The organism is Streptomyces sp. NPDC107765, from assembly GCF_055657085.1.
In genome coordinates this window covers 240,428-267,035 of sequence record NZ_JBVKBL010000007.1, presented here as the reverse complement: position 1 = coordinate 267,035, position 26,608 = coordinate 240,428, and the positions used below count along the sequence as shown (strand labels likewise).

At 72.8% G+C, this 26,608-nt stretch carries 27 protein-coding genes; 13 read left to right on the top strand and 14 right to left on the bottom strand.

Going from position 1 to position 26,608, the window contains the following annotated elements:
* The first annotated feature begins 114 nt into the window (after positions 1–114).
* Positions 115–690, top strand: coding sequence for a helix-turn-helix domain-containing protein (locus ACZ7MX_RS19455; protein ID WP_472133687.1), 576 nt, complete (start codon positions 115–117; stop codon positions 688–690).
* Positions 687–2,180, top strand: a complete 1,494-nt coding sequence (locus tag ACZ7MX_RS19450; protein ID WP_472133685.1) for an alpha/beta hydrolase family protein — start codon at positions 687–689, stop codon at positions 2,178–2,180. Before ACZ7MX_RS19455 ends, ACZ7MX_RS19450 begins: the two co-directional genes overlap by 4 nt.
* Before the next feature lie 128 nt (positions 2,181–2,308).
* Here ACZ7MX_RS19450 and ACZ7MX_RS19445 read toward each other — a convergent pair whose 3' ends face one another.
* On the bottom strand, positions 2,309–2,665 hold the full coding sequence (locus tag ACZ7MX_RS19445) for a DoxX family protein (protein ID WP_472133683.1): 357 nt from the start codon (positions 2,663–2,665) through the stop codon (positions 2,309–2,311).
* Between the two features lie 298 nt (positions 2,666–2,963).
* Between ACZ7MX_RS19445 and ACZ7MX_RS19440 the strand changes: the two genes are divergently transcribed.
* A complete protein-coding gene (locus ACZ7MX_RS19440; RefSeq protein ID WP_472133681.1) occupies positions 2,964–3,704 on the top strand; it encodes an SDR family NAD(P)-dependent oxidoreductase in 741 nt (246 codons plus the stop codon).
* 93 nt (positions 3,705–3,797) lie between these two features.
* Here ACZ7MX_RS19440 and ACZ7MX_RS19435 read toward each other — a convergent pair whose 3' ends face one another.
* The 4 genes from ACZ7MX_RS19435 to ACZ7MX_RS19420 all read right to left on the bottom strand — a co-directional run bounded on the left by ACZ7MX_RS19435 (position 3,798) and on the right by ACZ7MX_RS19420 (position 7,659).
* Positions 3,798–5,258, bottom strand: a complete 1,461-nt coding sequence (locus ACZ7MX_RS19435) for an FAD-dependent monooxygenase (protein WP_472133679.1) — start codon at positions 5,256–5,258, stop codon at positions 3,798–3,800.
* Between the two features lie 137 nt (positions 5,259–5,395).
* Positions 5,396–6,001: an acyl-CoA-like ligand-binding transcription factor gene (locus ACZ7MX_RS19430; RefSeq protein WP_472133678.1), complete on the bottom strand. Its 606-nt coding sequence runs from the start codon at positions 5,999–6,001 to the stop codon at positions 5,396–5,398.
* A 111-nt stretch (positions 6,002–6,112) separates the two neighbouring features.
* Entirely contained in the window at positions 6,113–6,565 is a 453-nt protein-coding gene (locus ACZ7MX_RS19425) for a VOC family protein (RefSeq protein WP_472133676.1), read from the bottom strand.
* A gap of 98 nt (positions 6,566–6,663) precedes the next feature.
* Positions 6,664–7,659: an NADP-dependent oxidoreductase gene (locus ACZ7MX_RS19420; protein ID WP_472133674.1), complete on the bottom strand. Its 996-nt coding sequence runs from the start codon at positions 7,657–7,659 to the stop codon at positions 6,664–6,666.
* Between the two features lie 164 nt (positions 7,660–7,823).
* On the opposite strand from ACZ7MX_RS19420, the gene ACZ7MX_RS19415 reads away from it, so the two are divergent.
* A complete protein-coding gene (locus ACZ7MX_RS19415) occupies positions 7,824–8,201 on the top strand; it encodes a winged helix-turn-helix transcriptional regulator (protein WP_261954440.1) in 378 nt (125 codons plus the stop codon).
* Between the two features lie 45 nt (positions 8,202–8,246).
* On the opposite strand, the gene ACZ7MX_RS19410 is transcribed toward ACZ7MX_RS19415, so the two are convergent.
* The 3 genes from ACZ7MX_RS19410 to nsrR form a co-directional block, all read right to left on the bottom strand.
* Complete coding sequence (locus tag ACZ7MX_RS19410; RefSeq protein WP_472133980.1) at positions 8,247–8,675, bottom strand: hypothetical protein; 429 nt, start codon at positions 8,673–8,675, stop codon at positions 8,247–8,249.
* 32 nt (positions 8,676–8,707) lie between these two features.
* Positions 8,708–9,916, bottom strand: coding sequence for a globin domain-containing protein (locus ACZ7MX_RS19405; protein ID WP_472133671.1), 1,209 nt, complete (start codon positions 9,914–9,916; stop codon positions 8,708–8,710).
* A gap of 117 nt (positions 9,917–10,033) precedes the next feature.
* The gene (gene nsrR, locus ACZ7MX_RS19400) at positions 10,034–10,477 is read right to left on the bottom strand and encodes a nitric oxide-sensing transcriptional repressor NsrR (RefSeq protein ID WP_472133670.1); all 444 of its coding nucleotides are present in this window, start codon (positions 10,475–10,477) and stop codon (positions 10,034–10,036) included.
* A gap of 152 nt (positions 10,478–10,629) precedes the next feature.
* Here nsrR and ACZ7MX_RS19395 point away from each other — a divergent pair, with 152 nt between their 5' ends.
* Positions 10,630–11,058, top strand: a complete 429-nt coding sequence (locus ACZ7MX_RS19395; protein ID WP_472133668.1) for a cupin domain-containing protein — start codon at positions 10,630–10,632, stop codon at positions 11,056–11,058.
* A 219-nt stretch (positions 11,059–11,277) separates the two neighbouring features.
* Positions 11,278–11,703: a DUF779 domain-containing protein gene (locus ACZ7MX_RS19390; RefSeq protein ID WP_472133667.1), complete on the top strand. Its 426-nt coding sequence runs from the start codon at positions 11,278–11,280 to the stop codon at positions 11,701–11,703.
* Between the two features lie 214 nt (positions 11,704–11,917).
* On the opposite strand, the gene ACZ7MX_RS19385 is transcribed toward ACZ7MX_RS19390, so the two are convergent.
* The 3 genes from ACZ7MX_RS19385 to ACZ7MX_RS19375 form a co-directional block, all read right to left on the bottom strand.
* Complete coding sequence (locus ACZ7MX_RS19385) at positions 11,918–12,865, bottom strand: DUF1444 domain-containing protein (protein ID WP_472133978.1); 948 nt, start codon at positions 12,863–12,865, stop codon at positions 11,918–11,920.
* 196 nt (positions 12,866–13,061) lie between these two features.
* Positions 13,062–13,580 carry a lytic polysaccharide monooxygenase auxiliary activity family 9 protein gene (locus tag ACZ7MX_RS19380; RefSeq protein ID WP_472133665.1) on the bottom strand — a complete coding sequence of 173 codons (519 nt, stop codon included), beginning with the start codon at positions 13,578–13,580 and terminating at the stop codon, positions 13,062–13,064.
* Positions 13,581–13,658: 78 nt separating this feature from the next.
* Positions 13,659–14,696 (bottom strand): LacI family DNA-binding transcriptional regulator, encoded by a 1,038-nt coding sequence (locus tag ACZ7MX_RS19375; protein ID WP_472133663.1) that lies wholly within the window; start codon positions 14,694–14,696, stop codon positions 13,659–13,661.
* A gap of 245 nt (positions 14,697–14,941) precedes the next feature.
* On the opposite strand from ACZ7MX_RS19375, the gene uriH reads away from it, so the two are divergent.
* Positions 14,942–15,889 (top strand): uridine-preferring nucleoside hydrolase UriH, encoded by a 948-nt coding sequence (gene uriH, locus ACZ7MX_RS19370; protein ID WP_472133661.1) that lies wholly within the window; start codon positions 14,942–14,944, stop codon positions 15,887–15,889.
* 23 nt (positions 15,890–15,912) lie between these two features.
* The gene (uriT, locus tag ACZ7MX_RS19365) at positions 15,913–17,379 is read left to right on the top strand and encodes a uridine transporter UriT (protein WP_472133976.1); all 1,467 of its coding nucleotides are present in this window, start codon (positions 15,913–15,915) and stop codon (positions 17,377–17,379) included.
* 38 nt (positions 17,380–17,417) lie between these two features.
* Here the strand turns inward: uriT and ACZ7MX_RS19360 are convergent, their stop codons facing one another.
* Positions 17,418–18,560 carry a baeRF2 domain-containing protein gene (locus tag ACZ7MX_RS19360; RefSeq protein ID WP_472133659.1) on the bottom strand — a complete coding sequence of 381 codons (1,143 nt, stop codon included), beginning with the start codon at positions 18,558–18,560 and terminating at the stop codon, positions 17,418–17,420.
* 328 nt (positions 18,561–18,888) lie between these two features.
* Between ACZ7MX_RS19360 and ACZ7MX_RS19355 the strand changes: the two genes are divergently transcribed.
* Together ACZ7MX_RS19355 and ACZ7MX_RS19350 are read left to right on the top strand one after the other, a co-directional pair.
* The gene (locus ACZ7MX_RS19355; RefSeq protein ID WP_374102854.1) at positions 18,889–19,287 is read left to right on the top strand and encodes a DUF2795 domain-containing protein; all 399 of its coding nucleotides are present in this window, start codon (positions 18,889–18,891) and stop codon (positions 19,285–19,287) included.
* Between the two features lie 114 nt (positions 19,288–19,401).
* Positions 19,402–19,881, top strand: a complete 480-nt coding sequence (locus ACZ7MX_RS19350) for a DUF5709 domain-containing protein (RefSeq protein WP_472133657.1) — start codon at positions 19,402–19,404, stop codon at positions 19,879–19,881.
* 94 nt (positions 19,882–19,975) lie between these two features.
* Here the strand turns inward: ACZ7MX_RS19350 and ACZ7MX_RS19345 are convergent, their stop codons facing one another.
* Together ACZ7MX_RS19345 and ACZ7MX_RS19340 are read right to left on the bottom strand one after the other, a co-directional pair.
* Positions 19,976–20,515, bottom strand: coding sequence for a cysteine hydrolase family protein (locus ACZ7MX_RS19345; RefSeq protein ID WP_472133656.1), 540 nt, complete (start codon positions 20,513–20,515; stop codon positions 19,976–19,978).
* 46 nt (positions 20,516–20,561) lie between these two features.
* The gene (locus tag ACZ7MX_RS19340) at positions 20,562–21,191 is read right to left on the bottom strand and encodes a DNA polymerase ligase N-terminal domain-containing protein (RefSeq protein WP_472133655.1); all 630 of its coding nucleotides are present in this window, start codon (positions 21,189–21,191) and stop codon (positions 20,562–20,564) included.
* Positions 21,192–21,389: 198 nt separating this feature from the next.
* Here ACZ7MX_RS19340 and fdh point away from each other — a divergent pair, with 198 nt between their 5' ends.
* From fdh to nrfD, 3 genes are read left to right on the top strand one after another with little or no spacing between them, the layout of a single operon-like run.
* A complete protein-coding gene (fdh, locus tag ACZ7MX_RS19335) occupies positions 21,390–24,659 on the top strand; it encodes a formate dehydrogenase (protein ID WP_472133653.1) in 3,270 nt (1,089 codons plus the stop codon).
* Positions 24,656–25,573 carry a 4Fe-4S dicluster domain-containing protein gene (locus ACZ7MX_RS19330; protein ID WP_472133651.1) on the top strand — a complete coding sequence of 306 codons (918 nt, stop codon included), beginning with the start codon at positions 24,656–24,658 and terminating at the stop codon, positions 25,571–25,573. Before fdh ends, ACZ7MX_RS19330 begins: the two co-directional genes overlap by 4 nt.
* Positions 25,570–26,592, top strand: a complete 1,023-nt coding sequence (gene nrfD, locus ACZ7MX_RS19325; protein ID WP_472133650.1) for an NrfD/PsrC family molybdoenzyme membrane anchor subunit — start codon at positions 25,570–25,572, stop codon at positions 26,590–26,592. Before ACZ7MX_RS19330 ends, nrfD begins: the two co-directional genes overlap by 4 nt.
* Positions 26,593–26,608 lie beyond the last annotated feature (16 nt).

The following is a 26,608-nucleotide window of genomic DNA, read 5'->3' as shown; positions in this document are numbered from 1 at the left end:
GATCGCGCGCTGGAGCCGGGAGGGCTGCTGGCTCCGCCCCGACGATCTGTCCGGGCGGACAAGACTTACAAAACTGCCTTGCAAGGGTGCTTTGCAACTTCTAGGCTGCCGTGCATGCCACCCGAACCTCAGGAAATCAACGATGTGGAGGCCCTCCGGGTGCTCGCGCACCCCATGCGGCAGAAGATCGAGCAGTGCCTGCGGAAGGGCCCTGCCAACTCCACCACCCTCGCGCGCGAACTGGGCGAGAGCACCGGGCTGACCAGCTATCACCTGCGCCAGATGGCCAAGCACGGATTCATCGAGGAGGCGCCCGAGCTGGCGAAGGGGCGGGAGCGGTGGTGGCGGGCGGTGCCCGGGGACCGGCGGTTCCCGCCGTACAGCCGGCAGACGCCGCAGATGCGGGAGGCGCTGACCCAGATGCACCGGCTGAACCTCGCCGAACTGCTCGACAGCGCCCGGCAGTTCGAGGCGGCGCGGGACACCCTCGGCCCCTGGGCGGATGCGGCGATCTTCTCCCGTGCCACGCTACGACTCGATCCGGCCCAACTCCGGGAGTTCTTCGAGGAGTACATCGCGCTGGTCCACCGGTACTCCCCCGCGCAGGACGAAGCGGCTCCCGGGGCGCGCGCCGTCCTGGTCCGTCTGCTCGGGTTCCCCGAGATCGGCGACGAGGACGGCACGGCGTGAGGCTCTCGTTCCCTCGGTCCCTCTCCGCGCTGGCCGTGGTGTGGACGGTGGTCCTTGCCGCCGTGTCGGTGCCCGCGGGTGCCGCCCGGGCAGACGGTCACCGGTCGCACGGACGCGGCCACGGCGGCGAGGGCCTGGTCCGCCAGGAGGTTTCCTTCCGGGGCGGTGACGGGCTCGTTCTGCACGGCACGGTGCTGAGCGCGGCCGCGGCCCAAGGGATGCCTGCCCGGCCCGGGATCGTGCTGGTCGGCGGGGCGGGGCCGGGGCCTCGTCGGGAATACCGGCAGGAGGCGGAGTCCTTCGCCCGCGCGGGGATCACGACGCTGGTGTACGACAAGCGCACGGTGCGCTACTCCACGATGGACCGCGACTTCGGTCTGCTGGCGGCGGACGCCGCGGCCGGGGTGCGACTGCTGCGCGGCCGGCCGGGGGTGGATCCGCACCACGTCGGTCTGTGGGGATTCAGCGAGGGGGGCTGGGTCGCCCCGCTGGTCGCCGCGCGCTCCTCCGACGTCGGTTTCGTGATCACCATCGGCGGGCCCGGCCACTCGCCGCTGCGCACCCAGACCTGGAACCTCATCACCCATCTGCGGCATCGCGGCGTCAGCGGGTCCTTCCTCCCCACCCTGCAGGGGCCCGCCTCCCAACTCGTCGCCGCCACCGGCCTGTTCCCGGAGGGAGACTTCGATCCGTTGCCGGCGTGGAGGCGGCTGCACCACACGCCGGTGCTGGCTCTGTGGGGCGATCACGACCGGCAGGTGCCGCCGCGGGAGAGCGCGCAGACATTTCGGCGCGTCCTGACCGAGGCAGGCAACCGGCATGTCGTCGTCCGCTTCCTCCGGGGCGCCGCGCACAACGGCCACCGCACCTCGGACGGCTTCGACCGGATCGGCGGACCGCTCTTCCGGGGCAAGCGGTTGGGGGCGCTGGCCCCGGGCTATGTCCGCACCCTCACCTCCTGGGTGGCCGCGGTGGCCTCCGGTCACCCTCCCCGGTCCAGCACCGCCCCCGCCCCGCCGCAGCCGGTGTCCAGCGCCCCCGCGGCCGGCGCCTGGTACGCCTGGCTGCCTCCCGTACTGCTGCTCATGGGGTTCGCCGCCTACCCGGTGGCCGGGGCGCTACGACGGATCGCGCGGCGCCCTCGGCCCGGCCCGGCTCAGGGGGCAGCCCTGCGGGGCTGGCTGGCCGGGCTGGGCCTTGCTGCGGTCACCGCCGCGGTGCTGTGCCCCCTTGCGGTCTTCGGGGTGGGCGACGGGGGCGCGGCGGGACCGGTGGTGGCGGGACGTCCGCTGGGCTGGCTGCTGGCGCAGGCGCTGAGCGTCACTGTGGTCGTGCTGACCGGGGTGGTGGTGCGGCGCCGGTGGAAGGGGCAGCGCACCCCGGCCGGTGCGCGTCCGCGCGTCCGGCCCGGGGTGGCGAGGGCGACGCTGATGGCGACAGCGGTGCTGTTCGTGCCGTGGGCGCTGTGGTGGGGGACGTTGCGTCCGTGAGGAACCCCTCGGCGGCCGGGCCGGCCGGATGCCGGCCCGGCTCGCCTCGTGGCGGCACAGCGGCCCCGGCGCAACCCTCCTGGCCGTCGCGCCTCCCATGAGCCCTCCGCGCCCGCGCCGGCCGGGGCTCAGCCTGCGTGGAGGGCGAGGACCAGTGCGGAGGCGCACAGGACGAGCATGCCGGTGGCGTTGAGGAAGAGGTTGCGCCCGTAGTCCTTGGCGCGGAGGTGCAGGGAGATGGCAACGAGGAAGTAGACCACCAGTGAGGCGGTGGTGAGGACGGCCAGCGGCAGGAACCAGATGCCGACGATCAAGCCGGCCGCCGACGCGGTCTTCAGCACGGGCAGCAATCGCCAGTACCGGCGGGGGAAGCCGACATCTTCCAGGCAGGCCCGGATGAATCCGACGGGCCGGAGACACAGTGCGGCATCGCCGAGCTGGACGGCGGCCAGGCCGGCGAAGAGCCACCACGGGTTGATCACCACAGATACCTCGTCTCGTAGCGGTGGTACGGCTGTCGAACGAGGGACGGACGCGGGCCGGCGCCTTGTGACATCGCCACGTCGAGGAGGGCACGGGCCGGCAGTGCGGTGGCCGCTGCCCCGGCCACCGGGCCGGTTCATCAGGCTGTTATCGCCGTCGGCGTTCTCGTGGTACAGGTGCTCGCTGATGTGCAGCCGGTCGGTCGGCGACTCCGGTACGAGACTCCGGTACGAGCAGCCCCGCGAGGCGCCCGCGCCCCACGCCCTCTCGCCCGGCGTGGCCGTGGGAGGATTCCCGATCATGACGCTTCCACCATCGGATCGGCCCGTTGCCCTGGTCACGGGGTCCACATCGGGGATCGGCGAAGCCGTCGCGCGTCGGCTGGCGGCGGACGGCATGCGGGTCGTCGTGCATTCGCGGCGCAGCACGGAGGCCGGGGAGGCACTGGCGGCGGAGCTCGGCGGTGCGTACGTACGGGCCGATCTGGCGGTGGAGGAAGAGGCCCGCGGGCTGGCCGAGGCGGCGCTGGACCGGTACGGGCGGCTGGACGTGCTGGTGAACAACGCAGGCATCAGCTGGCCGATCCCGCACCACGACCTGGCCGCGGCGACACCGGCGGACTGGCGGCAGGTGCTGGAGGTCAACCTGATCGCGCCCTGGGTGCTGTGCACGGCGGCACTGCCGGCACTGCGCGCCTCCCCGGGGGGCGGCAGCATCGTGAACGTCACCAGCCACGCCGGGGTCCGACCCAAGGGCTCCTCGGTGCCGTACGCGGCGAGCAAGGCCGCGCTGAACCACGTGACCCGGCTGCTCGCGGCCGCGCTCGCGCCCGACGTACGGGTCAACGCGGTGGCCCCGGGGCTGGTGGACACGCCCATGACGAAGGACTGGGCGCACGCGCACGAAATCTGGCGGGACCGCGCGCCGATGCGCCGTCCGGCCCGACCCGCCGACGTCGCCGACCTGGTGGCGTCGGTGCTCGCCCACGGCTATCTCACCGGCGAGGTCATCCTGCTCGACGGCGGGCTGAACCTCACCTGACGCGCCGGGGGCCGGAGCCCGGCGCGGGCACCCCGGCCACCCCGGCCACCTCGGGCACCACGGACACCTCGCACACTCTACGGACCGTGCCGCTCAAGCCGCCGTGAACCAGGTGCCCAGCGCCTCGTGCAGGCCGTCGCCCGTGGTGCCCTGCCAGGCGACGTAGCAGTCGGGCCGGAGCAGCAGGGCGCTGTCGAGTCCGGGGACGGCCACGGTGTCGACGTGCGACGCCCAGGGGCCTGTGTCGAGGGTCCCCGTCGGGTCCAGTAGGAGCGGCCGGCCGGTGCGGGTCAGTTCGCGCAGGCCCGGCAGGTCCGGCGCCCAGCGGCCGACGAGCGCTCCGGTCGCCGGCCCCATGTCGTAGGTCAGGTCCGCGCCGGACAGCAGATCCGCGAGGTGCTGCCGCGTCGCCGGCTGGGCGAGCAGCTCGCCGAAGAGTTCCCGCAACGCCGTCACTTCGCCGCCCGGCCGGGTCAGCAGTGACTGCGCCTGGGTGTGCATGGCGACCCGCCGGGCGGCCGGGGACCGTTCCGCCTCGTAGGTGTCCAGCAGTCCCTTCGGTGCGTGGCCCCGCACGGCCGCGGCCAGCTTCCAACCGAGGTTCACCGCGTCCTGCAGGCCCAGGTTGAGCCCCGGGCCGCCGATCGCCGAGTGCACGTGCGCGGCGTCACCGAGCAGGAAGGTCCGGCCCGCACGGTAGCGCGACGCGATCCGGGTGTTGCCGCCGGACAACCGCCTCATCGAGTGCGGTCCCGGCCCGGTCGGCGGGCCAAGCGGCACGTCCGCGCCGAGCACCCGGGAGACGCTGGCCCGAAGCGCGTCGAGCGAGGCCTCGCCCTCGGCCGGCTGTCCCCATTCCACCGTGCTGATCAGCGGATCGCCGCCGGGGAACGGCGCCCAGGCGATCAGGCCGTGTGCGGTCCGCAGGTGCCGGAACGGCGGCACGGTACCGAAGTCGGGTACGACCAGCCCGCCATCGGCCCCGACCCTCTCCCGGGGCACGCTGACATGCCCGGTGCGCGAGACCGAGTCGTCCCTGGTCACGCCGGGGAAGTCGATCCCGGTGAGCTTGCGGACCACGCTGTGCCCGCCGTCCGCGCCGACCAGGAAGGCCGCCTCGACCGGCGTGCGCCCGCGCAGCTCGACCACCACCGACCCCCGGCCCTGCGTCAGGCCGATGACCTCGTGGTCGCGGCGGATCTCGACGCCCAGTTCGGCCGCGCGCTCGGCGAGCATCCGCTCGATCCGGCGCTGCGGCACCTGCAGCGTGTGGAGCGGGTTGTCCGGCAGGTCGGTCAGGTCGAGCGGGAACGCACCGAAGACGTGGCCGGGCGCCGGCCGCGGGGTGGCAGGGGCACCGGGCGCGGTCAGCCGCTCGTACAGTCCGCGCCGGTCGAGCATGCGGACGACCTGACCGACCAGGCCGTTCGCGCGCTGCTCGGAGGTCGGTTCGGCGAGGCGTTCCAGGACGAGCGGGCGCACGCCGGCCAGGGCGAGCTCACAGGCGAGCATCAGGCCGTTGGGTCCGGCGCCCGCGATGACGACGTCGATCATGAGTGGTCTCCGTTTCCGGGCAGGGGCCATCGGCCCGGCGCCGCCGGGCTTCCGGTCCGGGAGGGTGTTGCCTACGGGTGGATTCCTCGGGGTGGACGCCTGCGGGACGAGCCCTGGGAGTCCTGTCGGGCGGACGCCTACGGGGCCGACAGCCCCGCCGCGACCCGGGTGAGGGCGTCGGCGAGCAGACGGCTCACCGGCACCGGAGGATCGGTGCGGAGGTGGTGCGCGGTGGCGGTGTTGATGGCGGCGACGACTGCGGACGCGACGAGATGCGGGTACAGGTCCTGCTGCAGATCGGTGCCGGTACGGTCGGCGACGGCCGCGGCGATCTCGGCCTCGGCGAGGGCGCCGGCCCGCAACATCTCGCCCTGCAGGGCGGGTTCGGAGACCATCATGCGCACGCCGGCCGTCCACCGGGCCGCGTCGGCGACGGGATGGGCGGCCGCCTCGGCGTCCGGCCCGAACCGGTCCAGCACCGAGCGGGTGATCGCCTCCCAGAGCGGCTCCTCCGGGCCGTCACGCAGCGCTTCCGCGATGCGGAGACAGCGGTCGAGGTGGCGGGCGACGATCGCTTCTCCCTTGCTGGAGAAGTAGTTGTTGAACGTGCGCGGGGAGACGCCGGCCGCCTCGGCGATGTCCTCCACCTTGACGTTGCCGAAACCGCGCTCGACGGTCAGCCGGACCGCCGCCCAGCTGAGCGCCGCACGGGTCTCGGCCTTCTTCTGCTCTCTCCACCCCATGACAGAGGACAGTAGCAAAACTTGCGTGGCGCGCAAATATGCGCGCCACGCAAGTTTCTGGAAACGATCGCGTTGCTCGGGCCGGCCGCGCTGCTCCGGCCGCCGTCCCGCTCAGGCCACGCAGAACTCGTTCCCTTCCGGATCGGTGAGGAGCGACCACTCGCCCCCGGGTTCCTTCACGTGCCGGACCAGTGTCGCGCCGCGCTCCTGCAACCGGGCCACGGTGGCTTCCCGCCGGCCCGCCTCGGTGTGGATGTCGAGGTGAAGCCGGTTCTTTCCGTTCGGCTTCGGCTCGGGGACGCGGTTGAACAGCAGGCGTCTGCCCCGGCCGGCGCCGCTGAGCGGATCGAAGGGGTCGTCGGGGTGCCGGACGGCCGCGGCGTCCCGCCAGAACAGCCGCCCCTGGAACTCGATGCACAGACTTTCGTCGACCGCCCCGGAGGCCAGCAGCCGTTCGATCAAGGCGCTGTTGTCCTCGATCCGGTAGTCCAGCGCGTCCGCCCAGAAGACGGCTTGGCGGTGCGGGTCGCCGGCGTCGAAGACCACTTTCCAACCGAGTGCCACAAGGCTCTCCCCTCAGGAGGCGGTTGAACGGCTCATCACGCGGTGGATCACTATGCCTCCTCGGCGGAGAAGCGCGCCGGCTCCCGCGAGGACGCTGCTCAGTCGGCGACCTTGAGGACGATCTTGCCGCGGGTGCGCCCGGTTTCGCCGAGGCGGTGGGCGTCGGCGGCCCGTTCCAGCGGGAAGACGTCGGCGACCTCGACGGAGAGGGCGCCGTCCGAGATCAGCCGTGCGACCCGGGCGAGCGCCGCGCCGTCGGGCTCGACGAGGAACGGGGTCGTGCGCAGGCCCCGGTCCTCGGCCCGGGCGGCGAGTTCCGGCGCCACGTCCGACGGCACGACGACCAGCAGACCGCCCGGGGCCAGGACGTCGAGGGAACGGGTACCCGTCGCGTCCATCGCGTCACCGACGAGGTCGACCACCACGTCGACGTCCTTCACCACGTCCTCGAAGCGGACGGCGGTGTAGTCGATGAGCTCGTCGGCGCCCAGCTCCCGCAGCCACCGGTGCTTGCCCGCCCGCGCCGTCCCGATGACATGGGTGCCCAGGTGCCGGGCGATCTGCACCGCGAAGTGGCCCACCCCGCCGGCCGCGGCATGGATCAGCACCCGCTGACCCGGCCGGACGTCCGCGGCGTCGACCAGGATCTGCCAGGCGGTGAGCGCGGCCAGCGGCACCGCCGCCGCCTCCTCGTGGCTCAGGACCCCGGGCTTGCGGACGAACTGCCGGGCCGGCGCGGTCACGTACTCGGCGTAGGCCGAGGCGGCCCGGGGGAACCAGGGCATGCCGAAGACCTCGTCGCCCACCTTGAGCGTGTGGACGCCGAAGCCGACCTCCTCCACCACGCCGGAGACGTCCCAGCCCAGGGTGAACGGCGGGTCACCGAGCACGCCGAGCCCGCCCACGGCCCGGGTCTTCCAGTCGACCGGGTTGACCCCGGCAGCGTGCACCCGCACCAGTACCTCGGTCGGCAACGGCACCGGTCGCGCGGCCCGCGCGACGCGCAGCACCTCGGGACCGCCGAAGGTGTCCTGGACGATGACGCGCATGGTGGTGGAGGGGGTGGGGGCGTCGGGGGTGGCCGGGCTGGTCATGGGGTGGCTCCTGGGTGCGAGGCACGGGACAACGGCTGGTGGCGGCGGCCGGTGGACCGGGCCCCAGCCGCTGCGCCCCGGAAGCTACCTCGGAGGGAGTAGTAACCAGCAAGGGCGGCTACTATCCAAAGGGAAGTATCGAGGGTAAGGAGAGGTGGCAGGGGATGACGACGACGTGCAGGACGGGGAGCCATGACGAACACGACGTCTACGCGGCGCTGTGTCCGGGACGTGAGGTGTTCGATCTGCTGTCCAACAAGTGGACGGCGCTCGCGATCGGCGCCATGGAGGAGGGGCCGCAGCGCTTCGGGGCCCTGCAGCGCCGGCTCCAGGGCGTCAGCCCGAAGGTGCTGACGCAGACCCTGCGGCGGCTGGAGACCGGCGGCTTCGTCGACCGGACCGTCATCCCCGCCGTACCGCTGCACGTCGAGTACGCGCTGACCGACCTGGGGCGCAGCGTCGCCCAACCGCTCGCGGCCGTACGGCACTGGGTCGAGGCCCACCTCGACGAGATCGGCAGCCCGGCCGCGGCAGCGGGCTGACCTACGCCCCGGCGCAGGTCGCACCTCCCGGTACGGGCGCAGCGCTCAGGCCGTAAGCACCGCCATGCCCAGGGCCAGCAGGGCGAGTGCCTTGAGCGACTCGGCGACGGCGTAGAACACGTGGGCGCGGGAGCGTGGGAGTTCCTCGCCGGCCAGCACCCGGTCGGAGCGGCGGTTCAGGGCCGGGCGGATCGCCGTGAGCTGCGCCGCCAGGAGAAGGACGGCGACGGCCGCCGGGATCACCACGGAGGCCGGAGGACGGCCGAGGGCGACCGCGGTGATCACGACGACGGCCAGCACCGCCTCGACCCGGTTCAGCGCCCGGAAGACGAGCCGGCCGATGCCGAGGCCGATGCGTACGGTCACGTCGGGGGCGCGGAACTTCAGGGGCGCCTCCAGGAAGGAGATGCCGAGGACCATGCCCAGCCAGACGAAGGTCGCCGCGACGGCCACGGCGGCGGGGGCGGCGTGCATGGCGTGCGGGGCGTTCATGGCGGGCATGACGGTCACTGCCCCAGCCACAGGTCCGGGCCGAAGACCTCGTAGTGGATGGCTTCCGCGGGGACGCCACGGCGCAGCAGGTCGCCGCGGACCGCGCGCAGGAAGGGCAGCGGGCCGCACAGGTAGGCGGTCACGCCCGGAGGGAGGTCGACGGTGTCGAGATCGACCCGGCCGGTCGATGCCTCCGGGGCCCGGTCGTCCAGCTGCTCGTACCAGAGGTGGAGCCGGGCGTCCGGCAACGCGCCCACCAGGCTGCGCTGTTCGTCGCGGTGGGCGTGGTCGGCGGGGGTGTGGTCGGCGTGCAGGACGGTCACCGGGCGGGCGGATCCGCCGGCGGCGAGGTGGTCGAGCATGGACAGCATGGGCGTGACGCCGATGCCGGCGGACGCCAGGAGCAGCGGGGTCTCACCCTCCGGCAGGACGAGGTCGCCGAACGGGACGGAGACCGTGAGCTCGTCCCCGGTACGGGCGTGGGCGCAGAGCCAGTTGGACAATTCGCCGTCCGGCCGCCCGCCGTCCGCGGCACTCCCGGCCCGGACCCGCTTGACGGTGATGCGCCGATCGGCGCGGCCGGGCGCGGTGGACAGGCTGTACTGGCGGATCTGCCGGGCGCCGTCGGGGAGTTCGGCCCGGACGCTGACGTACTGGCCCGGGCGGAAGGGCGCGGTGGGGCGGCCGTCGGTCCGGCGCAGGACGAAGGAGACCGCGTCGGGGGTTTCCTGCCGCCGTTCGACGATCTCCATGCGGTGCCAGACGTCGCCCTCGGCCGCGCCGGCCTCCTGGTAGAGCCGCGCCTCGACGGCGATCAGCGCGTTCGCCATCAGCCAGTAGACCTCGTCCCAGGCCGCGGCGACCTCGGGGGTGACCGCGTCGCCGAGCACCTCGGTGATCGCCGCGAAGAGGTGGCGATGAACGATCTTGTACTGGTCGGAGGTGATGCCGAGGGAGGCGTGCTTGTGCGCGATCCGGGCCAGCAGGGCGTCGGGCCGGACGTCCGGGCCCTTCAGCAGCATGCCCGCGAACGCCGCGATGGAGCCGGCGAGGGCGCGCTGCTGCTCCCCGTTGGCCTGGTTGCCCCGGTTGAACAGGTCCCGCAGCAGCTCGGGGTGGGCGGCGAACAGCTTCCGGTAGAACAGCTCGGTGATGTCGCCCATGGCGGCGCCGACCGCCGGGAGGGAGGCCCGGATGACCGGGGTGGACCGCTCGGAGAGCACCGCGACTCCTTTAATTGGTTAATGATCTTCTTATTCAGGTCGCATGACGCGGCTACGGGCATGCAGGGGTAGGCGCACCGGCCGTCCGCGGGGCGGTGGTGCCGGTGGGGCGAGGGGTCACTCCGGCGGGCGGCCGACCAGACCGATCAGCACGGGGCCGGTGGGTGAGGCCACCAGGTCCGCCACGGAGAGCGGGTCGAGCGTGGCGTAGAACGCCTCCTGGGCGTCGCGCAGCGCCCGGCGCAGACGGCAGGCCGCACGCAGCGGGCACGGCGGGTCGCCCTCGCAGGCGACGACCTCGCCTTCACCTTCCAGCTCCCGGACCAGCCAGCCGACCGACGCCTTCCGGCCGAGACCGGTCAGCGCCAGGCCGCCGCCGCGGCCTCGGCGCGCCTCCACCACACCCAGGCGCTGGAGGCGGGTGACCGCCTTCGCCATGTGGGTGTAGGGCACGTCCATGGCCTCGGCCACCTCGCGCGTGGTCAGCGGGTCGCCCTCTCCGGAGACCGCCAGGCGCATCACGGAACGCAGCGCCAGGTCGGTGAACTTCGTCAGCCGCACACACGGACGTTAACAAAGACGCATGTAAGGTTCCTATTTGATGCGCCCGTGACGGTGTGGAATGCGTCACGAGCGAGACTGCCGACGGGCAGGGGGCCACCGAGGGCCCGTCCGGCTGGCAGTGGGCAACGCACATCGAACAGGGCACGTGTATGACTGTGGAAAACGACGGCTCCCCCGGACCGGCCGGTGACGCACCGGTCCCCCGCGTACTGTGCGACGCCGGGGCCCTGACCGCGCACGCGGCGCTCGACGGTGCGCCGGCCGGAGCGCTGTGGCGACTGGCGGAACCGGGACGGCAGCTCGACGCCAATGTCGTCCGCATCCCGCCCGCAGGGCGGGTGGACCCGCACACCGAGCCGGACCTCGACGTCCTCCTGCTGGTCGTCGCCGGCGACGGCACCCTGCTCTGCACGGACGGGGCACACCCGCTGAGCGAAGGAAGCCTGGTCTGGCTGCCGCACGGTTCCACCCGCGGCCTGGTCGCGGGCGCGGGGGGCCTCGGTTACCTGACCGTCCACCGCCGCCGGCCGGGCATGCAGATCCAGCCGACCTCGTCCGCCGACCGCCTCCGGCCGTGAACCGCTCCGCCTTCCCCTCCCGTTGAGGGGTTGGGAAGAGGGCGGTGGGGGTGGGCGTTGGGGGTACAAGGGGGCCTGCGGACCCGTAGGGGACGGTCGAACAGATCCCGTAAGGGTCGCGAGCGCCCCCTGCAGGGCCCAACTCGGCGGGCGAGGGGCGGTATTCCCGCTGTTCGTGCAACCCTCTCGCAACCTCGTAGGGGGTTGACTGACGGCCTTATGCCGGAAGTTGATGTGGAGGGTGGTGCGGCCGTGGACGCGGATGCCGGTGTGGAGCGGATCGCGGTGACCGCGGAGGCGGGTGCCGTGCTGCGGGACCTGCGGGAGCAGCACGGGCCGTTGATGTTCCATCAGTCCGGCGGGTGCTGTGACGGCAGTGCGCCGATGTGCTACCCGGCGGGGGAATTCCGTACCGGCGGGTCGGATGTGCTGCTGGGACGGCTGGCGGTGGCGGGGGTGCCCGAGCCGGTGGACTTCTGGATGTCGGCGGACCAGTTCGCGCGCTGGCGGCACACCCATCTGACCGTGGACGTCGTACCGGGTCGCGGCAGTGGGTTCTCGCTGGAGGCGCCCGAGGGGGTGCGGTTCCTGATCCGCTCGCGGCTGCTGGCCGAGGAGCCGGCGAAGGGGCCGGCCCACGACTGAGGGGACGGGCGGGAGAACGTGGTGAGACCCCACGCACGGGGGAGAGCGTGGGGTCTCACCTATAGGAACGGATGGGAGCGGGAAGTGGTTCCCCTGACGTGAAGATTCCGAGAAGAATCTTTCGGGTTCGCGGAAACGACGTCCCCGGCCGGGCTCCCCGGCCAGGTAGCGGCCGCTCAGGTCGGGCTCTCCCGCTCAGGTCGCGCCCGCCCGCTCAGGTCTCGCCCTGTACGAGGCGTTCGAGCAGCTCCTGGAATTCCCCGTCGACGACCACGCGCAGGCCGTCCCCGTCGGGCTCGCTCAGCGGAGTCATCATGCCCCGGCGCCACCAGAAGACCCGCGGGCTGATGGCACCCGCCGCGTCCTCGTGGCCGGCCGCGGCGAACTGTGCCATGGCCTGGAGCGCCGGGATCACCTGGGCGTCCTGGATGCGGTGGAACGCCAGCTGGTGGCGGAACGGCATGGCGACCAGCGCACCGTCCGGGGTGAGCCCGGTGCCCATGAGCCGCTGGACCAGATCGTCGAGCACCAGCACCCGGCTGGCGGTGAAGAACGAGTCCCCGAGCAGGACTTCGAAGGCCGAGCCGTCGCCGCGGCGTACCGTCTCGTGCCCCTCGACGGGCAGCGCGCGGAGGTTGTTCATGGCCCGGATCCGCAGTTCGGCGACGTCCCCGAGGTCGCTCAGCGAGTCCTCGCTCAGCATCTGCACCGCTTCGGGCAGGTCGAGCGCGAGCACCTCGCGCAGGCCGGGGGCCGGTTCCTGGCCGTAGCGGAAGGCGTCCGAGGCGGGCAGGGTCTCCTGGGCGACGACCCGGGGGTAGAGGCAGGCGCGGATCTCGTCCGCGGAGAGCACCTCCAGCGGCTGCGGGCCGTCCATGGTGCGCAGCACCTTGCCGACGTGGTCCCGGATCAGCCCGGGCCAGGCGCGTTCGCCGCGCCGGTCGCGGTGGCACACCGCGGCGAGGTTGCCGAGGCCGAACTGACGCCCCGACGAGTCGGTGACCACCCCCGCGTACGCGGTGACCTCCAGGCCCTGTTCGGCGAAGGCCTGCCGGACCTGGGACCGGAAGACGCCGCCCTCCCGCTCGGAGAAGAAGCTGAACTCCCCGTCGCGTGCCAGGTCGCGGGAATCCCGCTTCGGTCCTCGGCGGAACAGGCCCATCTCTTCCTCCCGGCAGCGGCCACGCACAACGGCCATGAATGGGCCGATCGTAACGGGTGCGCCGGCCGGCCCCGGCACCCCGCTGACCACGGGACACTGCCGTGACGCCGCAGGGCGACGGGGCGGTGGGGACGGGGGCGGACGAGCGGGGCGAGGGGGACGTACGCGGAGGAAGCGGTCGGACGGCGGTAGCGGGTCAGCCGCCGATGGTGACGTCGATGCAGGCGTAGAAGGCGTTCGCGGTGTCGGCGATGTTCCAGACCGCGAGGATCTTCTGCTTGCCCGTGATGCTGCCGAAGTTGACGGTATGGGTCACGGTCTCCGGGGGCTGTGCGCCGCCGCCGCTGAACTGGGCGACCTTCCTGCCGCCCGCGAAGTACTGCCAGGTACTGGTGGCATGACGGGCCGTCAGTCGCCAGGTGAAGGTCTGGGTGTGGCCGATCGGGGTGACCTTCCAGCCCTTGGAGTCGTCGTCGAGTTCGGCGAACCGGCTGTTGCCGCCGCTGCAACTGGTCAGCCCTTTGGGGCCCTCGACGCTCTGCGGCTCCCACTTGACGGGGCCGCAGTCGAGGGTGCCGGCGGCGCACTGCGCCTGGCGGCTGGGGGGTGCGGAGACGTAACCGTGGGCGCCGGCAGGGGTGGCCGGGAGGGTGACGACCAGCAGTGGGGCGATGCCGGCGCCGATGGCGAGGGCCAGCCTTCTTTTTTTGTCCATGTCAACCCTTTCGCGAGGGGGTGAGAGGCGCGAGGGGTGCACTGATTGGTCTGGACTTTACTCCGTGACCGTGTACGGTCAAGAGGTCCGGAGCGGACCGTCGGCAGCGACGGCGGCCGTCGCCCCGCTGGAGGCCCGGACCACCAATTCCGGGGCGAGGCGGACGGTGTGGCACGGACCTGACGAACCGTCGGCCCGGCGCCGGGACAGCAGACGGGCGGCCTCGGCGGCGAGGTCGGCGACCGGTTGCCGGACGGTGGTGAGCGCGGGGTCGGCCAGCCCGGCGAGCGGGATGTCGTCGAAGCCGGTGACCGCGACCTCGCCCGGGACGTCCGCGCCCAGCTGCCGCAGCCGTTGCAGGGCGCCGGCCGCGATCAGGTCGTTGGCGCAGACCACCGCGTCCGGGCGGGCCGGCCAGAGGCGGTCGACGGCGGCCCGGCCCCACTCCGCCGAGAAGTCGCCGAGGGCGAGCCGGCCGGGTGCCGCCGGATCGAGGACCGCGGCGCCGCTCTCGTAGGCCGTGCGCCGCTCGACGGCCGCGGAGGCGGTGCCGGCGGCCCCGATGAAGCAGGGGCGGCGGCGCCCGGTGGCGGCCAGATGGGCCAGTACAAGCGCCATTCCGGCGGCGTTGTCGACGGCCACGGAGTCGGCGACGCCCGGGCCGCAGCCGCGGTCCAGCAGGACCAGCGGCACCTGTGCGGCGGCGGCCGCCACCGCCTCCCGGCTGTGCCGTTCGTCGACCGGTATCAGCAGCAGCGCGTCGACCTGCCGGGCCAGCAGGGCGCTGATCCGGGCCGCCTCGGTGGCCGGGTCGTCGTCGCAGTCGGCGAGCAGCACCGCGCGGCCCCCGGCGTGCAGGGCGTGCTCCAGCTCCCGGACGAGGGTGGGGAAGAACGGGTTGGTGATCTGCGGCAGGACCAGCCCGACGGTGCCGGTGGAGCGGCTGCGCAGGGCGCGGGCGACGTGGTTGGGGCGGTAGCCGAGGCGCTCGGCCGCCGCGCGGACGGTGCGGGCGGTCTCGGCGCCGACCGGGCGGGTGCCGGCGAGCACACGGGAGACCGTGGCGATGGAGCAGCCGGACGCCAGCGCGACGTCCTTCAAGGTCACTTCGGCCACGGCGGCGCGCCCCTTTTGTCGACCCGTACCGGATGAGGGCGGCAAACGTTATCACCGCTCACCCACCGTGTCCGTGAGCCGGATCAAGCGGTCGTATGGCTCACATTCCGTTGACATCGGGAGGAGCGATGGGCGAAATTCTCGGAGAACGTTTTCCCTCGGTAGCCGCCTCCTGCGGGCGCACCCAGAGACTTCACCCCGGCACCACCCGCACCACCGTTCCGCAGAGCAAAGGGGCTCGTCCGTTGGCCAGAAAGATCATCCTCGACTGCGACCCGGGGCATGACGACGCGATCGCCATGCTCCTGGCGCACGGCAACCCCGATGTCGAGCTGGTCGCCGTGACGACCGTGGTCGGCAACGCGTCGGTCGAGAAGGTGACCCGCAACGCGCTGTCCGTGGCCCGGATCGCCGGGATCACCGGTGTGCCCTTCGCGGCCGGCTGCCCGCGTCCGCTGGTGCGGGACATCGAGACGGCGCCGGAGATCCACGGCGACACCGGTCTGGACGGCCCGGAGCTGCCCGAGCCCACCCTCGAACTGGACCGCCGGCACGCGGTGGACCTGATCATCGACACCGTGATGGCGCACGAGCCGGGCGAGATCACCATCGTCCCCACGGCCGGCCTGACCAACATCGCGCTGGCCGCGCGCAAGGAGCCGCGGATCGTCGAGCGGGTCCGCGAGGTCGTGCTGATGGGCGGTGGCTACCACGAGGGCAACTGGAGCGCGGTCGCCGAGTTCAACGTCATCATCGACCCCGAAGCGGCGCACATCGTCTTCAACGAGAAGTGGCCGGTCACCATGGTCGGGCTGGACCTCACGCACCAGGCGCTGGCCACCCCCGCGGTCGAGAAGAAGATCGCCGCGGTGGGCACCAGGCCGGCCACGTTCGTGCTGGAACTGCTGGACTTCTTCCGCGAGGCGTACCGCGAGAACCAGGGCTTCGAGCACCCGCCGGTGCACGACCCGTGCGCGGTGGCGTACGTCATCGACCCGGACGTGATGACCGTGCGCCGGGCCCCGGTGGACGTGGAGCTGCGCGGTGCGCTGACCGTCGGGATGACCGTGACGGACTTCCGCGCGCCCGCACCGGACGACTGCACCACCCAGGTCGCGGTCAAGCTCGACCACGAGCGGTTCTGGAACCTCGTCGTGGACGCGCTGGAGCGGATCGGCGACGTCGCGGAATGAACGGCACGAACGGCAAGAACGGCATGAACACCACCTCCACCACCCCCTCCCCCCGGTCCACCGTCGAGACGACGGGCGGCGGTTCCGGCGTCCGCATCGGGGTGCTGGTCACCGCGCTGCTGGCGGCCTGCTTCGCGTTCCAGCTGAACGCCAGCATGCTCAGCCCGGCGCTGAAGAACATCGAGGACACCCTCGGTGCCAGCTCGGCCGAGATCGGCCTCACCCAGACCGCGTTCTTCACCTCGGCGGCCCTGTTCTCCCTGTTCCTCCCGCGGCTGGGCGACGTCATCGGCCGCCGCCGGGTGCTCACCGGGATGCTCGGTCTGATGGTCGTCGGCTGTGTCGTCGCCGCGCTGGCGACCAGCGTGCCGATGCTGTTCGCCGGCCGCGTCATCCAGGGCGTCAGCGGTCCGGTCGTCCCGCTGTGCCTGATCATGCTGCGGGTCGAGGTGCAGGAGCCGAAGCGGTACGGCACCCTGCTCGGCGTGATCACCGCGGTCAACGGCGGGATCGCCGGGGTGGACTCCCTCGCCGGCGGCTACCTCGCCGACAGCCACGGCTTCGGCTCGGTGTTCTGGGCGATGGCCGTCGTCGCGGCGCTGGCGACCGTCCTCGTCGCCACCCTGACCCCGGAGTCCCGGGCTCCGGCTCCGGACGCGGCGGGCGCCCGCCGGATGGACTGGCCCGGTGTCGCCCTGCTCGTCGTCTCGGTCGGCTCGCTGCTGATCGCGCTGAACGAGGCGGGCAAGCTGGCCGCCGCGAACTGGCCGCTGATCGCCGTCCTCGTCGTGCTGGCCGCGGTCGCCTTCGGCCTCTTCTGGCGCACCGAGAACCGCAGCGGGCACCCGCTGGTCGCGACCAGGCACCTCAAGCAGCGTGCGACCTGGGCGACCCTGCTGACCACCGTGCTGACCATGACCGGCGTGTTCGCCGTGATGAACGGGCTGATCCCGGCGTTCGCGCAGGACGTGCAGGCCGGTCTCGGGATGAGCGCGGAGGCGTCCGCCTGGTGGACGCTGTCGCCGTACGCGCTGGCCGGTCTGGCCATGGGCCCGCTGGCCGGCCGGCTGGCCGCCACCTTCGGCTACGGGCGCGTGCTGCGGTGCGGCCTGGTCGGCTCGGTGGCGACGGTGGTGCTGATGCTGGCCACGATGCACAGCCACTCGCACGTCCTGCTGCTGGTGACCTCGATCCTGGTGGGCGTCGCCTACGCCGGCGTGGCCAACATCGTCCTCAACGGGCTCGGCATCGTGCTCTCCCCCCGCGACAACCCGGGCTTCCTGCCGGGCCTGAACGCCGGTGCGTTCAACCTCGGCGCGGGGCTGAGCTTCGCGGTGCTCTACGCCGTCAAGACCGCCGCCACACCGGTCGATCCGGCGTCCGCCGGCGGCTACACCGCGGGCATGATCGCCGGTGTGGTCATCCTGGCGGCGGCGATCGCCACCTCGTTCCTGATCCCGAAGCCGGTGGCGGCCGAGGCCCACGACTAAAGGGCTCGCGGCGCGCCACCGGGGGATCCTCGGGCGGTTCACTCCGGCGCCGGCTCGTCCGTCCACCGCAGGATGGCGCCGAGCCCGCCGGAGGGCGCCCGTTCGGGATCGCGGACGATCACGACCTCGGCGCCGCTGGCCGCGGCCGACCGGATGAGCGCGTCGTCGGCCCGGGCGGCGGCCGGCCGCACCTCGCCGAGGTACTGCAATTCGGTGCCGCGCACGGCCAGTTGGTCGGCGCTCTCACCGACCCAGACCTGGCGACCGGTGTCCGCGCCGTGCGGGTCGACCAGCAGGGTGTCGATCCGGTGTTCCCGGGCCGCCTCGACGAGCGCGGGGATGCCGGCCGCCGCGTGCGGGGCGCTCTTGCCGCCGGGGCCCTCGCCGGTGCGGAAGCGGTCGGTGATCTCCACGACGTGCTGGCGTTCCTGTTCGGCCCGGACCTGGGCGATGTCCCGTTCCACCAGGTCGCTCTCGGAGCCGGCCGCGCGGCCGCCGTGTTCGCTCTCGTAGGTGATGCTGCGCAGCTGCTCCGGCAGCTTGTCGTGCACGAGGTGCCGCTCGCGGGCGTCGCCGATGAGGATGACGGCCTCCACCCCGTGCTCCTGGGCGGTCCGGCTGATCGCGTCGGCGATCTCCGCGGCGTTCTGCTCCCAGGTGTTCTCCACCTTCGCCTGGAAGTGGGTTTCGGACCAGTCCGAGGACGTGGTGCGGTGGATGGGCCACTCGGCGCCGGTGACCTTGCCGGCGTCGTCCTCGGTGCCCTGTTGCCCCAGGACGGCGAGGTCCGCCCCGGTGCGGTCCAGCCGGACCACGAGGCAGACGGGGTCGTCGCCGATCGCGGCCAGGAAGGGCGCGATCCGGGGCACCGGCCCCCAGGCGGCGAAGGGTGTGGGCGGCGGCCCGGGCAGCGGCGCGTCGAGCACGACGTGACCGTTGGTCGCGAACAGCACCCGCCCGGCGTGCGACTGCGGTTCCCCTTCGCGCCGCCTGACCAGGGCCTCGTGCACGGCGCCGCAGGTGGCCTCGTCCGCGCCGAGCGCGAAGAGCTGTGCGGTGGTCGCGCTCGCCGTCAATTCCTGTTGTTTCTCGGCGTCCTCGGTGCCGTGCGAGATATCGGCATAGACGGTTGCCCATGGGCCCGGCCGATCGATGACCGGTCGAAGGAGCGAGAGTCGCATGGCGCTGCCTCCTTGGGTTCTCCCGGTTATGCGTGGGGCTTGTCTGCAGTGGGCTGCGTAATGCGGTGGGACGCATATGCGTCGACTGGTATCGGGTATGCGGTTGGCTGTCCTACGAATTCCCGATCTCCCAGGGCGTATGCATTGCGGTCCGGCCGGGGATATGCCTCGGCCGGTCACGCAGGGTGGCGGCCCGGGTGAATTGCGTACAGGGGCTTGAATCGACCGCTTCGGGTTGTTAGGGCAGAAGGACCAGGGAAACTGGGAGAAACGCGTCGGGTCGGTAGGACTCGTCAGACCGGAGGCAGCGATGGTCATGGAACACGGAATGGACAAGACCGGCCCCGCCCGGGACGACATGATGAAGAAGCAGTTGCGCGGGCAACTGGCCGCGGAGCGCTCGCTGCGGACCGACGAGGAACACGAACTCCAGCCCGCGGGCGAGGACCAGCCGGTGCCGGCGTGGTCGCCCGCGAGCGACTACCGCGGCGGTACGCCGAGCGGGATGACCGAGCAGGACGTCGGACTGCGCTCCGAACTCGCCCAGCACCTCGGCCGGAGCCTGTATCCCGCCGACAAGAACACGATCATCGAGACGCTGCGGCGCAACCACGCGCCGGACCGGCTGGTGGAGCTGGCGCAACGGCTGCCGGCGCACGACCGGTACGTCAATGTGCAGGCCATCGCCGAGGCCATCGGACTGCACACCGAGCACGTGCGGCGCTGACCCGGCCGTCCGCCTCCTGACGCTGCCGAGCGGCGCCGGGAGGCGGACAATTGGTGGCAGAGAGACCCGCCGCGGCCCGCGACGGGACGAGCGGACGGGAGAGGGAGGGCGGTCATGTCCGACGACGCGATGGGCGACGAGGTCTACCAGCCGCCCAGCTCCGACCCCCAGGACAACCCCAACGATCTGGACATGGAGGACGCCCTCGACGAGCCCGACCTCGACGCCATCCTGGACACCGGTTATTCGCCGCCCGAACGGCCCTTCGTGGTCAATCACGAGGGCACCACGGCACGCGAACTGCACGACCGCGAGTCGCTGGAGCACCGGCTGGCCGTGGAGGTGCCGGACGTGCTCCCGGTCGACGGCGACGGCATCGGCGATCTGCCGGGCGGCGTGGGCGAACCGGTGGATCTGGAGTGCGGCGAGACGCGGGCCGGCCGGCTCGTGGGGACCGACGAGGGCTTCTGGCGCGGTGGCAGCGACGACATCGCCGCCCGGGACGTCGGCATCGACGGCGGTGCGGCGTCCGCCGAGGAGGCCGCGGTGCACATCGCCCGCGACAATGCCGGGGACGGGGAGCTGGAGGCCTAGTTCCGGGGTGCGGCCCCGTCGACGGAATGCCTTTCGCCGAACCTCTCACCACGCCCGCCGTGCGATGTCGGAACGCCCCGCCCGCCGTGCGACGTCAGAAGATTTCCTCGGCGGTGGACCGGACGATACGGGCCTGCATATTGCGTTCCATCATGCGCAGCGCGGCTTCCGCGAGATCGCGGTGGATATGCGCGCAGGCGTCCTCGACGACGGTGACGCCGATGTGCCGGATGTGGGCGTCCAGCGCCGAATAGAGCACGCATTGTTCGGTGACCTGGCCGCAGAGCACGATGGTCTCGATGCCGTGCTGGCGCAGCAGGTATTCCAGCGGTGTCTGGTAGAAGATCGAGTGCCGCGCCTTCACCACGAACAGTGATTTCTCGTCCGGCCGTACCGGCTCCACGAGATCGGCGTGCGGGCCGCTCAGCGCGGTGTCCAGGAGCTCGTCGTGGTGCGAGCGCCACAGGCCGAAATTATCGTTGACGTAAATGACCTCGGTATCGCTTTGCCGGGCCCGTTCGAGCAGCGCGGTGAGCCGGGGCAGCGTGGCGCGCACCGAGGGCAGCAGCAGTTCGGCGTCCTCGTGCTCGTAGGAGTTGAGCATGTCGATCACGACGAGTGCGGTGCCGGACATCGCGGACTGCCCGGTCAGCCCCGGGCCGGAACGGCGCCGGCCCTGCTCATCGCCGGTTCACCCGTTCCCCGGCCTCCTCCTCGGCGACCCGTTTGAGGGTCCGCCCGCTGCGCACGGACCGGGCCCGGCGGGCGTCGGGGGTGCCGCGCCGTTCGGCCCGGTCGTCGTTCTCCTTGACCAGCAGCCAGGACTCCCGCTTCCCGGAGCCGTCGCCGCCGCGGAACCGGGTGAGCGCATAGCCGCCGTGCAGTTTGCTGCCGTCGAGCCAGAAGGACGCGTGGCCCTGCTCCAGGGCTTCGCCGAACGTGCGGGTGCGGCCCTTCTTCCGCCCGGGCAGCGGGCGGTAGCTGCCCTCGTCCCAGACGATGACGGTGCCCGCGCCGTACTCCCCGTCCGGGATGACGCCCTCGAACTCCCGGTACTCCAGCGGATGGTCCTCGGTGGGCATGGCCAGCCGCTTGTCCTGCGGATCGGTGGACGGGCCCTTCGGCACCGACCAGGACTTGAGGACGCCGTCGACCTCCAGCCGGAAGTCGAAGTGCAGGGTGCTGGCGTCGTGGATCTGCACCACGAAGCACGGGGTGTCCCCGGAGGAGCTCTGCCCGCCCTGCGGCTCGCGGGTCCGGTCGAAGTGCCGTTTGCCGCGGTACGTCGTCAGTCCGTTCCTGCCACTCACGGGTCCGCCCGCCTTTCCTCGGATGCCGCATCTCTCACTGTGGCGCGCGGCGGGCGGCACCGCACGTGCGGCCGGGGCCCGCCCCGCGGCTCATCGAGTGCCCGGTTGGGTGAGTAACACGCCCGCCAAGGGGCACGCGAGGGCCGCGGGAGCGAGTTTGGATCCGGAACCGCACGATGCGAGGTGCTTGGAGGAGCCATGGGCGTGGGGAGGCTGCTGCGTGACTGGCCCGTGTACCGGCAGCTGACCGGCGGTGATCCGCTGGGCCGCGGACGCGCCGTGATGTCCGCGCGCACCGAAACGCTCCGGCCGCGGACCAAGACCGCCGACCGGGTGGTGAAGTCGGTCTGCCCGTACTGCGCGGTCGGCTGCGGACAGCAGGTGTACGTCAAGGACGACCAGGTGGTGCAGATCGAGGGCGACCCGGATTCGCCGGTCAGCCGGGGCCGGCTGTGCCCCAAGGGCTCGGCGACGCTCCAGCTGACGACCGGGCCGTCCCGGCGCCATCAGGTCCTCTACCGCCGGCCGTACGGCACCGACTGGCAGCCGCTCGACCTGGACACGGCCATGGACATGATCGCCGAGCGGGTCATCGAGACCCGCCGGGACACCTGGCAGTGGGAGGCGGACGGCAAGCGGGTAGCCCGCACGCTCGGCATCGCCAGCCTTGGCGGCGCGACCCTCGACAACGAGGAGAACTACCTGATCAAGAAGCTGCTGACCGGGCTGGGCGTGGTCCAGGTGGAGAACCAGGCCCGGGTCTGCCACAGCTCGACGGTCGCCGGCCTGGGCACCTCGTTCGGGCGCGGCGGGGCGACCACCTTCATGCAGGACCTCCAGCACGCGGACTGCATCGTCATCGAGGGCTCGAACTTCGCCGAGGCGCATCCGGTGGGCTTCCAGTGGGTGATGGAGGCCAAGGCCCGGGGCGCCCGGATCATCCACGTCGATCCGCGCTTCACCCGGACCAGCGCGCTGTGCGACCTGCACGTGCCGATCCGGGCCGGCACCGACCTCGCCTTCCTAGGCGGGCTGATCCACCACGTCCTGTCCGAGGAGAAGGACTTCCGCGAGTACGTCCTCGCCTACACCAACGCCGCCACCCTGATCAGCGAGGACTTCCGCGACACCGAGGACCTGGGCGGCGTGTTCTCCGGCCTCGACGAGGAGGGCCGCCGCTACGACCCGGCGAGCTGGCAGTACGAGGGCACCGACGTCCAGGCCCCGGCCGGCGACGTCGAGCAGCTGCACGACCGGCGGCTGGAGGACCTCCGCGGGGCCTCCCACCACGCCCCCGGCCATGCCGAGACGCACGGCTCGGGCGGTCCGCAGGCCGCCGCCGACGCGCCGCGGGACCCGACCCTGACCCACCCCCGGTGCGTCTACCAGATCCTCAAGCGGCACTACGCCCGCTACACCCCGGAGCTGGTCGAGCGGACCTGCGGGATCCCGCGCGAGACGTTCCGGCAGGTGTGCGACGCGCTGACCTCGAACTCCGGGCGGGAGCGGACCAGCGCCTTCGTCTACGCGGTCGGCTGGACCCAGCACGCGACCGGTTCCCAGTACATCCGCGCCGCGAGCGTCCTGCAGCTGCTGCTGGGCAACATCGGCCGCCCCGGCGGCGGCATCCAGGCGCTCCGCGGCCACGCCTCCATCCAGGGCTCCAGCGACATCCCCACGCTCTACAACCTGCTGCCCGGCTACCTGCCGATGCCGCACGCGCACACCCACGAGGACCTGGACACCTTCATCGCCGCGAGCCGCACCGACAAGGGCTTCTGGGGCGACATGCGGGCGTACTTCGTCAGTCTGCTCAAGGCGTATTACGGCGACGCCGCGACCCCGGAGAACGACTTCTGCTTCGACCACCTGCCGCGGCTGACCGGTTCGCACAGCACCTACGACACCGTGATGGCGCAGCTGGACGGCGTCTGCAAGGGCTACTTCCTGATGGGCGAGAACCCCGCCGTGGGCTCCGCCAACACCCGGCTGCAGCGGCTGGGCATGGCGAACCTCGACTGGCTGGTGGTCCGCGACTTCTCGCTCATCGAGTCGGCGACCTGGTGGCGGGACGGGCCCGAGATCGAGAGCGGCGAGCTCGCCACGGAGGACATCGGGACCGAGGTGTTCTTCCTGCCGGCCGCCTCGCACACCGAGAAGTCCGGGTCGTTCACCAACACCAACCGCTGGCTGCAGTGGCACCACGCCGCCGTCGAGCCGGACGGCGACGCCCGCAGCGACCTGTGGTTCATGTACCACCTGGGCCGGCGCATCAAGCAGAAGCTGGCGGCCTCCACCGACCCGAGGGACCGCATGGTGCAGGACCTGGCCTGGGACTATCCGGTCGAGGGTGACCACCGGGAGCCGGTCGCCGCCGCCGTCCTCGCCGAGATCAACGGGCACGGCCCGGACGGCGCGCCGCTGAGTGCCTACACCGAGCTGAAGGACGACGGCTCGACCCGCTGCGGCTGCTGGATCTACTGCGGGGTCTTCGCGGACGGCGTCAACCAGGCGGCCCGCCGCACCCCGCACACCGAGCAGGACTGGGTCGCCGCCGAGTGGGCGTGGGCCTGGCCGGCGAACCGCCGGATCCTCTACAACCGGGCGTCGGCCGCCCCCGACGGCACGCCCTGGAGCGCCCGCAAGGCGTATGTGTGGTGGGACGCCGGCGCGGGCCGCTGGACGGGCCGCGATGTGCCGGACTTCGTGCCCGACCGGGCGCCGGACCACGTGCCGCCGCCCGGGGCGAGGGGGCCCGACGCGCTGCGCGGCGACGACCCGTTCATCATGCAGGCCGACGGCAAGGGCTGGCTGTTCGCCCCGTCCGGGCTGCTCGACGGGCCGCTGCCGACCCACTACGAGCCGCAGGACTCGCCGTTCGGCAACGCTCTCTACCCCGACCGGCCGCGCTCCCCGACCCAGCAGCGGTACGTCCGGGAGGGCAACCGCTACCACCCCAGCGGCGACGAGCCGGGCGCCGAGGTCTTCCCGTACGTCCTGACCACCCACCGGCTGACCGAGCACTTCACGGCGGGCGGGATGAGCCGCTGGTCGTCCCATCTCGCCGAGCTGCAGCCGGAGTTGTTCTGCGAGGTGTCCCCGCGGCTGGCCGCCGAGCGCGGTCTGACGCACAACGGCTGGGCGACGATCGTCACCGCCCGGAACGCCATCGAGGCGCGGGTGGCGGTCACCGACCGGATCAGGACGCTGACCGTGCACGGCCGCGAGGTGCACCAGATCGGGCTGCCGTTCCACTGGGGCCCCAACGGGGTGGTCACCGGCGACGCGGCCAACGAGCTGATGGCGATCGTGCTGGACCCCAACTCGCACATCCAGGAGGACAAGGCGCTCACCGCCGACATCCGCCCGGGCCGCCGGCCGCGCGGCCCCGCCCTGCCCCGCCTGGTGGCGGAGTACCGGCGGCGCGCGGGCATCACCGAGCACACCGGAGAGGACCGACGGCCATGACCGACAGCCTGCTCAGCGGCCCTGAGCCGGATCCGGCCGGTGACGCCGGGCACATCGGTGCCCCGCCCCGGGTGGGGTTCTTCACCGACACGTCCGTCTGCATCGGCTGCAAGGCGTGCGAGGTGGCGTGCAAGGAGTGGAACGCCCTCCCGGAGGACGGGCTGACGCTCACCGGCATGTCGTACGACAACACCGCCGGGCTCGGGGCGTCCACCTGGCGGCACGTGGCCTTCATCGAGCAGTCGGCGCCGCATCCGCCGGTGCCCGCGCCGGAGGGCCGTACGGTGCTGCCGCTCGCCGAGGACGCGGACCAGTCGGCCGGCGGCGACCTGCGCTGGCTGATGTCCTCCGACGTCTGCAAGCACTGCACCCACGCCGCCTGCCTCGACGTCTGCCCGACCGGCTCGCTGTTCCGCACCGAGTTCGGGACCGTGGTGGTGCAGGAGGACATCTGCAACGGCTGCGGCTACTGCGTCCCGGCCTGCCCCTACGGGGTGATCGAGCAACGCCCGTCCGACGGCCGGGCGTTCAAGTGCACGCTCTGCTACGACCGGCTCGGCGCAGGACAGGAACCGGCCTGCGCGAAGGCCTGCCCCACCGAGTCGATCCAGTTCGGCCCGCTCGACGAGCTGCGCGAACGCGCGGCACTGCGGGTGGACCAGCTGCACGCGGCCGGGGTGGACCAGGCCCGCCTCTACGGCCACGACCCGGCGGACGGGGTCGGCGGCGACGGGGCGTTCTTCCTGCTGCTGGACGAGCCGGAGGTCTACGGGCTGCCGCCGGACCCGCAGGTCACCACCCGGGACCTGCCCGCGATGTGGAAGCACGCCGGCGCGGCGGCGCTGTCGCTGGCGGGCGGTTTCGCGCTGTCCTTCGCGCTGCCCGCCGTGCTGCGGGGAAGGGGCCGGCGATGACCGGGCCCGACCGGCCGGGTGACCGGCGCGCACGGCGGTCCCGCAAGGGCGAGGAACTCATGGTCCCGCGCGCCGAGTTCGACTCCTACTACGGCCGTCCGGTCATCAAGGCACCCTCCTGGTCGGCCCGGGACATCGCCGGGTACTTCTTCCTCGGCGGCCTGGCGGGCGCCGGCTCGGTGCTCGCCGCGGGCGCCCAGCTGACCGGCCGGACCACGCTGGCGACCGGGATGAAGGTCTCGTCGCTGGCGGCCGTCTCGCTGTCCACCGCGGCGCTCGTCCACGACCTCGGCCGGCCCGCCCGGTTCGCCCACATGCTGCGCGTCATCAAGCCGACCTCGCCGATGAGCGTCGGTTCCTGGCTGCTCAGCGGCTACGGGCCGGCGGCCGGGGTGGCGGCGGTGTGCGCGGTCGGCGGGCGGCTGCCGCGGACCGGCGCCGCCGCCACCGCGGCCGCCGCGGCGCTGGGGCCGGCCGTGGCCGCCTACACCGCCGTGCTCGCGGCGGACACCGCGGTGCCGGCCTGGCACGGCGCGCACCGCGAACTGCCCTATCTCTTCGCGGCCTCCGCGACCGCCGCGGCGTCCGGCATGGCGCTGGTACTGGCACCGCCCCGCGAGACCGCGCCCGTGCGCTGCGCCGCCGTACTGGCCGCCGCCGCCGATGCGGTGGCGACCCGGGCGGCGAAGCGGCGGCTGGGGATGGTGGCGGAGACCTACCGGGAGGGCCGGGCCGGCCGGCTGCTGCACGGGGCGGAGCTGCTGCTCGGCGCCGGGGCGGTGACCGCGGCGCTCGCCGCCCGCCGCTCCCGGGCGGCGGCCGTCGCCGCCGGGCTGGCGCTGCTGGCCGGCTCGGCGTGCACCCGGTTCGGCGTCTTCGCCGCCGGGATCGCCTCGGCCGAGGACCCGGCGTACACCGTCGTCCCTCAGCGCACCACGAAGGAACCGTCCGGCGGACCGGGACCGGACCCGGCCACCGCCCGCCCGGACGGCCGGGAAACACCGCAATCGACAGACTGACCGTCCTCGACCGCAG

What these genes read in the sequence shown, in the direction of transcription:
- ACZ7MX_RS19455 (WP_472133687.1), top strand. Translation starts at nt 115, where the DNA reads ATGCCACCCGAACCTCAGGAAATCAACGATGTGGAGGCCCTCCGGGTG.
- ACZ7MX_RS19440 (WP_472133681.1), top strand. Translation starts at nt 2,964, where the DNA reads ATGACGCTTCCACCATCGGATCGGCCCGTTGCCCTGGTCACGGGGTCC.
- ACZ7MX_RS19435 (WP_472133679.1), bottom strand. Translation starts at nt 5,258, where the DNA reads ATGATCGACGTCGTCATCGCGGGCGCCGGACCCAACGGCCTGATGCTC.
- ACZ7MX_RS19430 (WP_472133678.1), bottom strand. Translation starts at nt 6,001, where the DNA reads ATGGGGTGGAGAGAGCAGAAGAAGGCCGAGACCCGTGCGGCGCTCAGC.
- ACZ7MX_RS19420 (WP_472133674.1), bottom strand. Translation starts at nt 7,659, where the DNA reads ATGACCAGCCCGGCCACCCCCGACGCCCCCACCCCCTCCACCACCATG.
- ACZ7MX_RS19415 (WP_261954440.1), top strand. Translation starts at nt 7,824, where the DNA reads ATGACGACGACGTGCAGGACGGGGAGCCATGACGAACACGACGTCTAC.
- ACZ7MX_RS19410 (WP_472133980.1), bottom strand. Translation starts at nt 8,675, where the DNA reads ATGCACGCCGCCCCCGCCGCCGTGGCCGTCGCGGCGACCTTCGTCTGG.
- ACZ7MX_RS19395 (WP_472133668.1), top strand. Translation starts at nt 10,630, where the DNA reads ATGACTGTGGAAAACGACGGCTCCCCCGGACCGGCCGGTGACGCACCG.
- ACZ7MX_RS19390 (WP_472133667.1), top strand. Translation starts at nt 11,278, where the DNA reads ATGCCGGAAGTTGATGTGGAGGGTGGTGCGGCCGTGGACGCGGATGCC.
- ACZ7MX_RS19385 (WP_472133978.1), bottom strand. Translation starts at nt 12,865, where the DNA reads ATGGGCCTGTTCCGCCGAGGACCGAAGCGGGATTCCCGCGACCTGGCA.
- ACZ7MX_RS19380 (WP_472133665.1), bottom strand. Translation starts at nt 13,580, where the DNA reads ATGGACAAAAAAAGAAGGCTGGCCCTCGCCATCGGCGCCGGCATCGCC.
- uriT (WP_472133976.1), top strand. Translation starts at nt 15,913, where the DNA reads ATGAACACCACCTCCACCACCCCCTCCCCCCGGTCCACCGTCGAGACG.
- ACZ7MX_RS19360 (WP_472133659.1), bottom strand. Translation starts at nt 18,560, where the DNA reads ATGCGACTCTCGCTCCTTCGACCGGTCATCGATCGGCCGGGCCCATGG.
- ACZ7MX_RS19355 (WP_374102854.1), top strand. Translation starts at nt 18,889, where the DNA reads ATGGACAAGACCGGCCCCGCCCGGGACGACATGATGAAGAAGCAGTTG.
- ACZ7MX_RS19350 (WP_472133657.1), top strand. Translation starts at nt 19,402, where the DNA reads ATGTCCGACGACGCGATGGGCGACGAGGTCTACCAGCCGCCCAGCTCC.
- ACZ7MX_RS19345 (WP_472133656.1), bottom strand. Translation starts at nt 20,515, where the DNA reads ATGTCCGGCACCGCACTCGTCGTGATCGACATGCTCAACTCCTACGAG.
- fdh (WP_472133653.1), top strand. Translation starts at nt 21,390, where the DNA reads ATGGGCGTGGGGAGGCTGCTGCGTGACTGGCCCGTGTACCGGCAGCTG.
- ACZ7MX_RS19330 (WP_472133651.1), top strand. Translation starts at nt 24,656, where the DNA reads ATGACCGACAGCCTGCTCAGCGGCCCTGAGCCGGATCCGGCCGGTGAC.
- nrfD (WP_472133650.1), top strand. Translation starts at nt 25,570, where the DNA reads ATGACCGGGCCCGACCGGCCGGGTGACCGGCGCGCACGGCGGTCCCGC.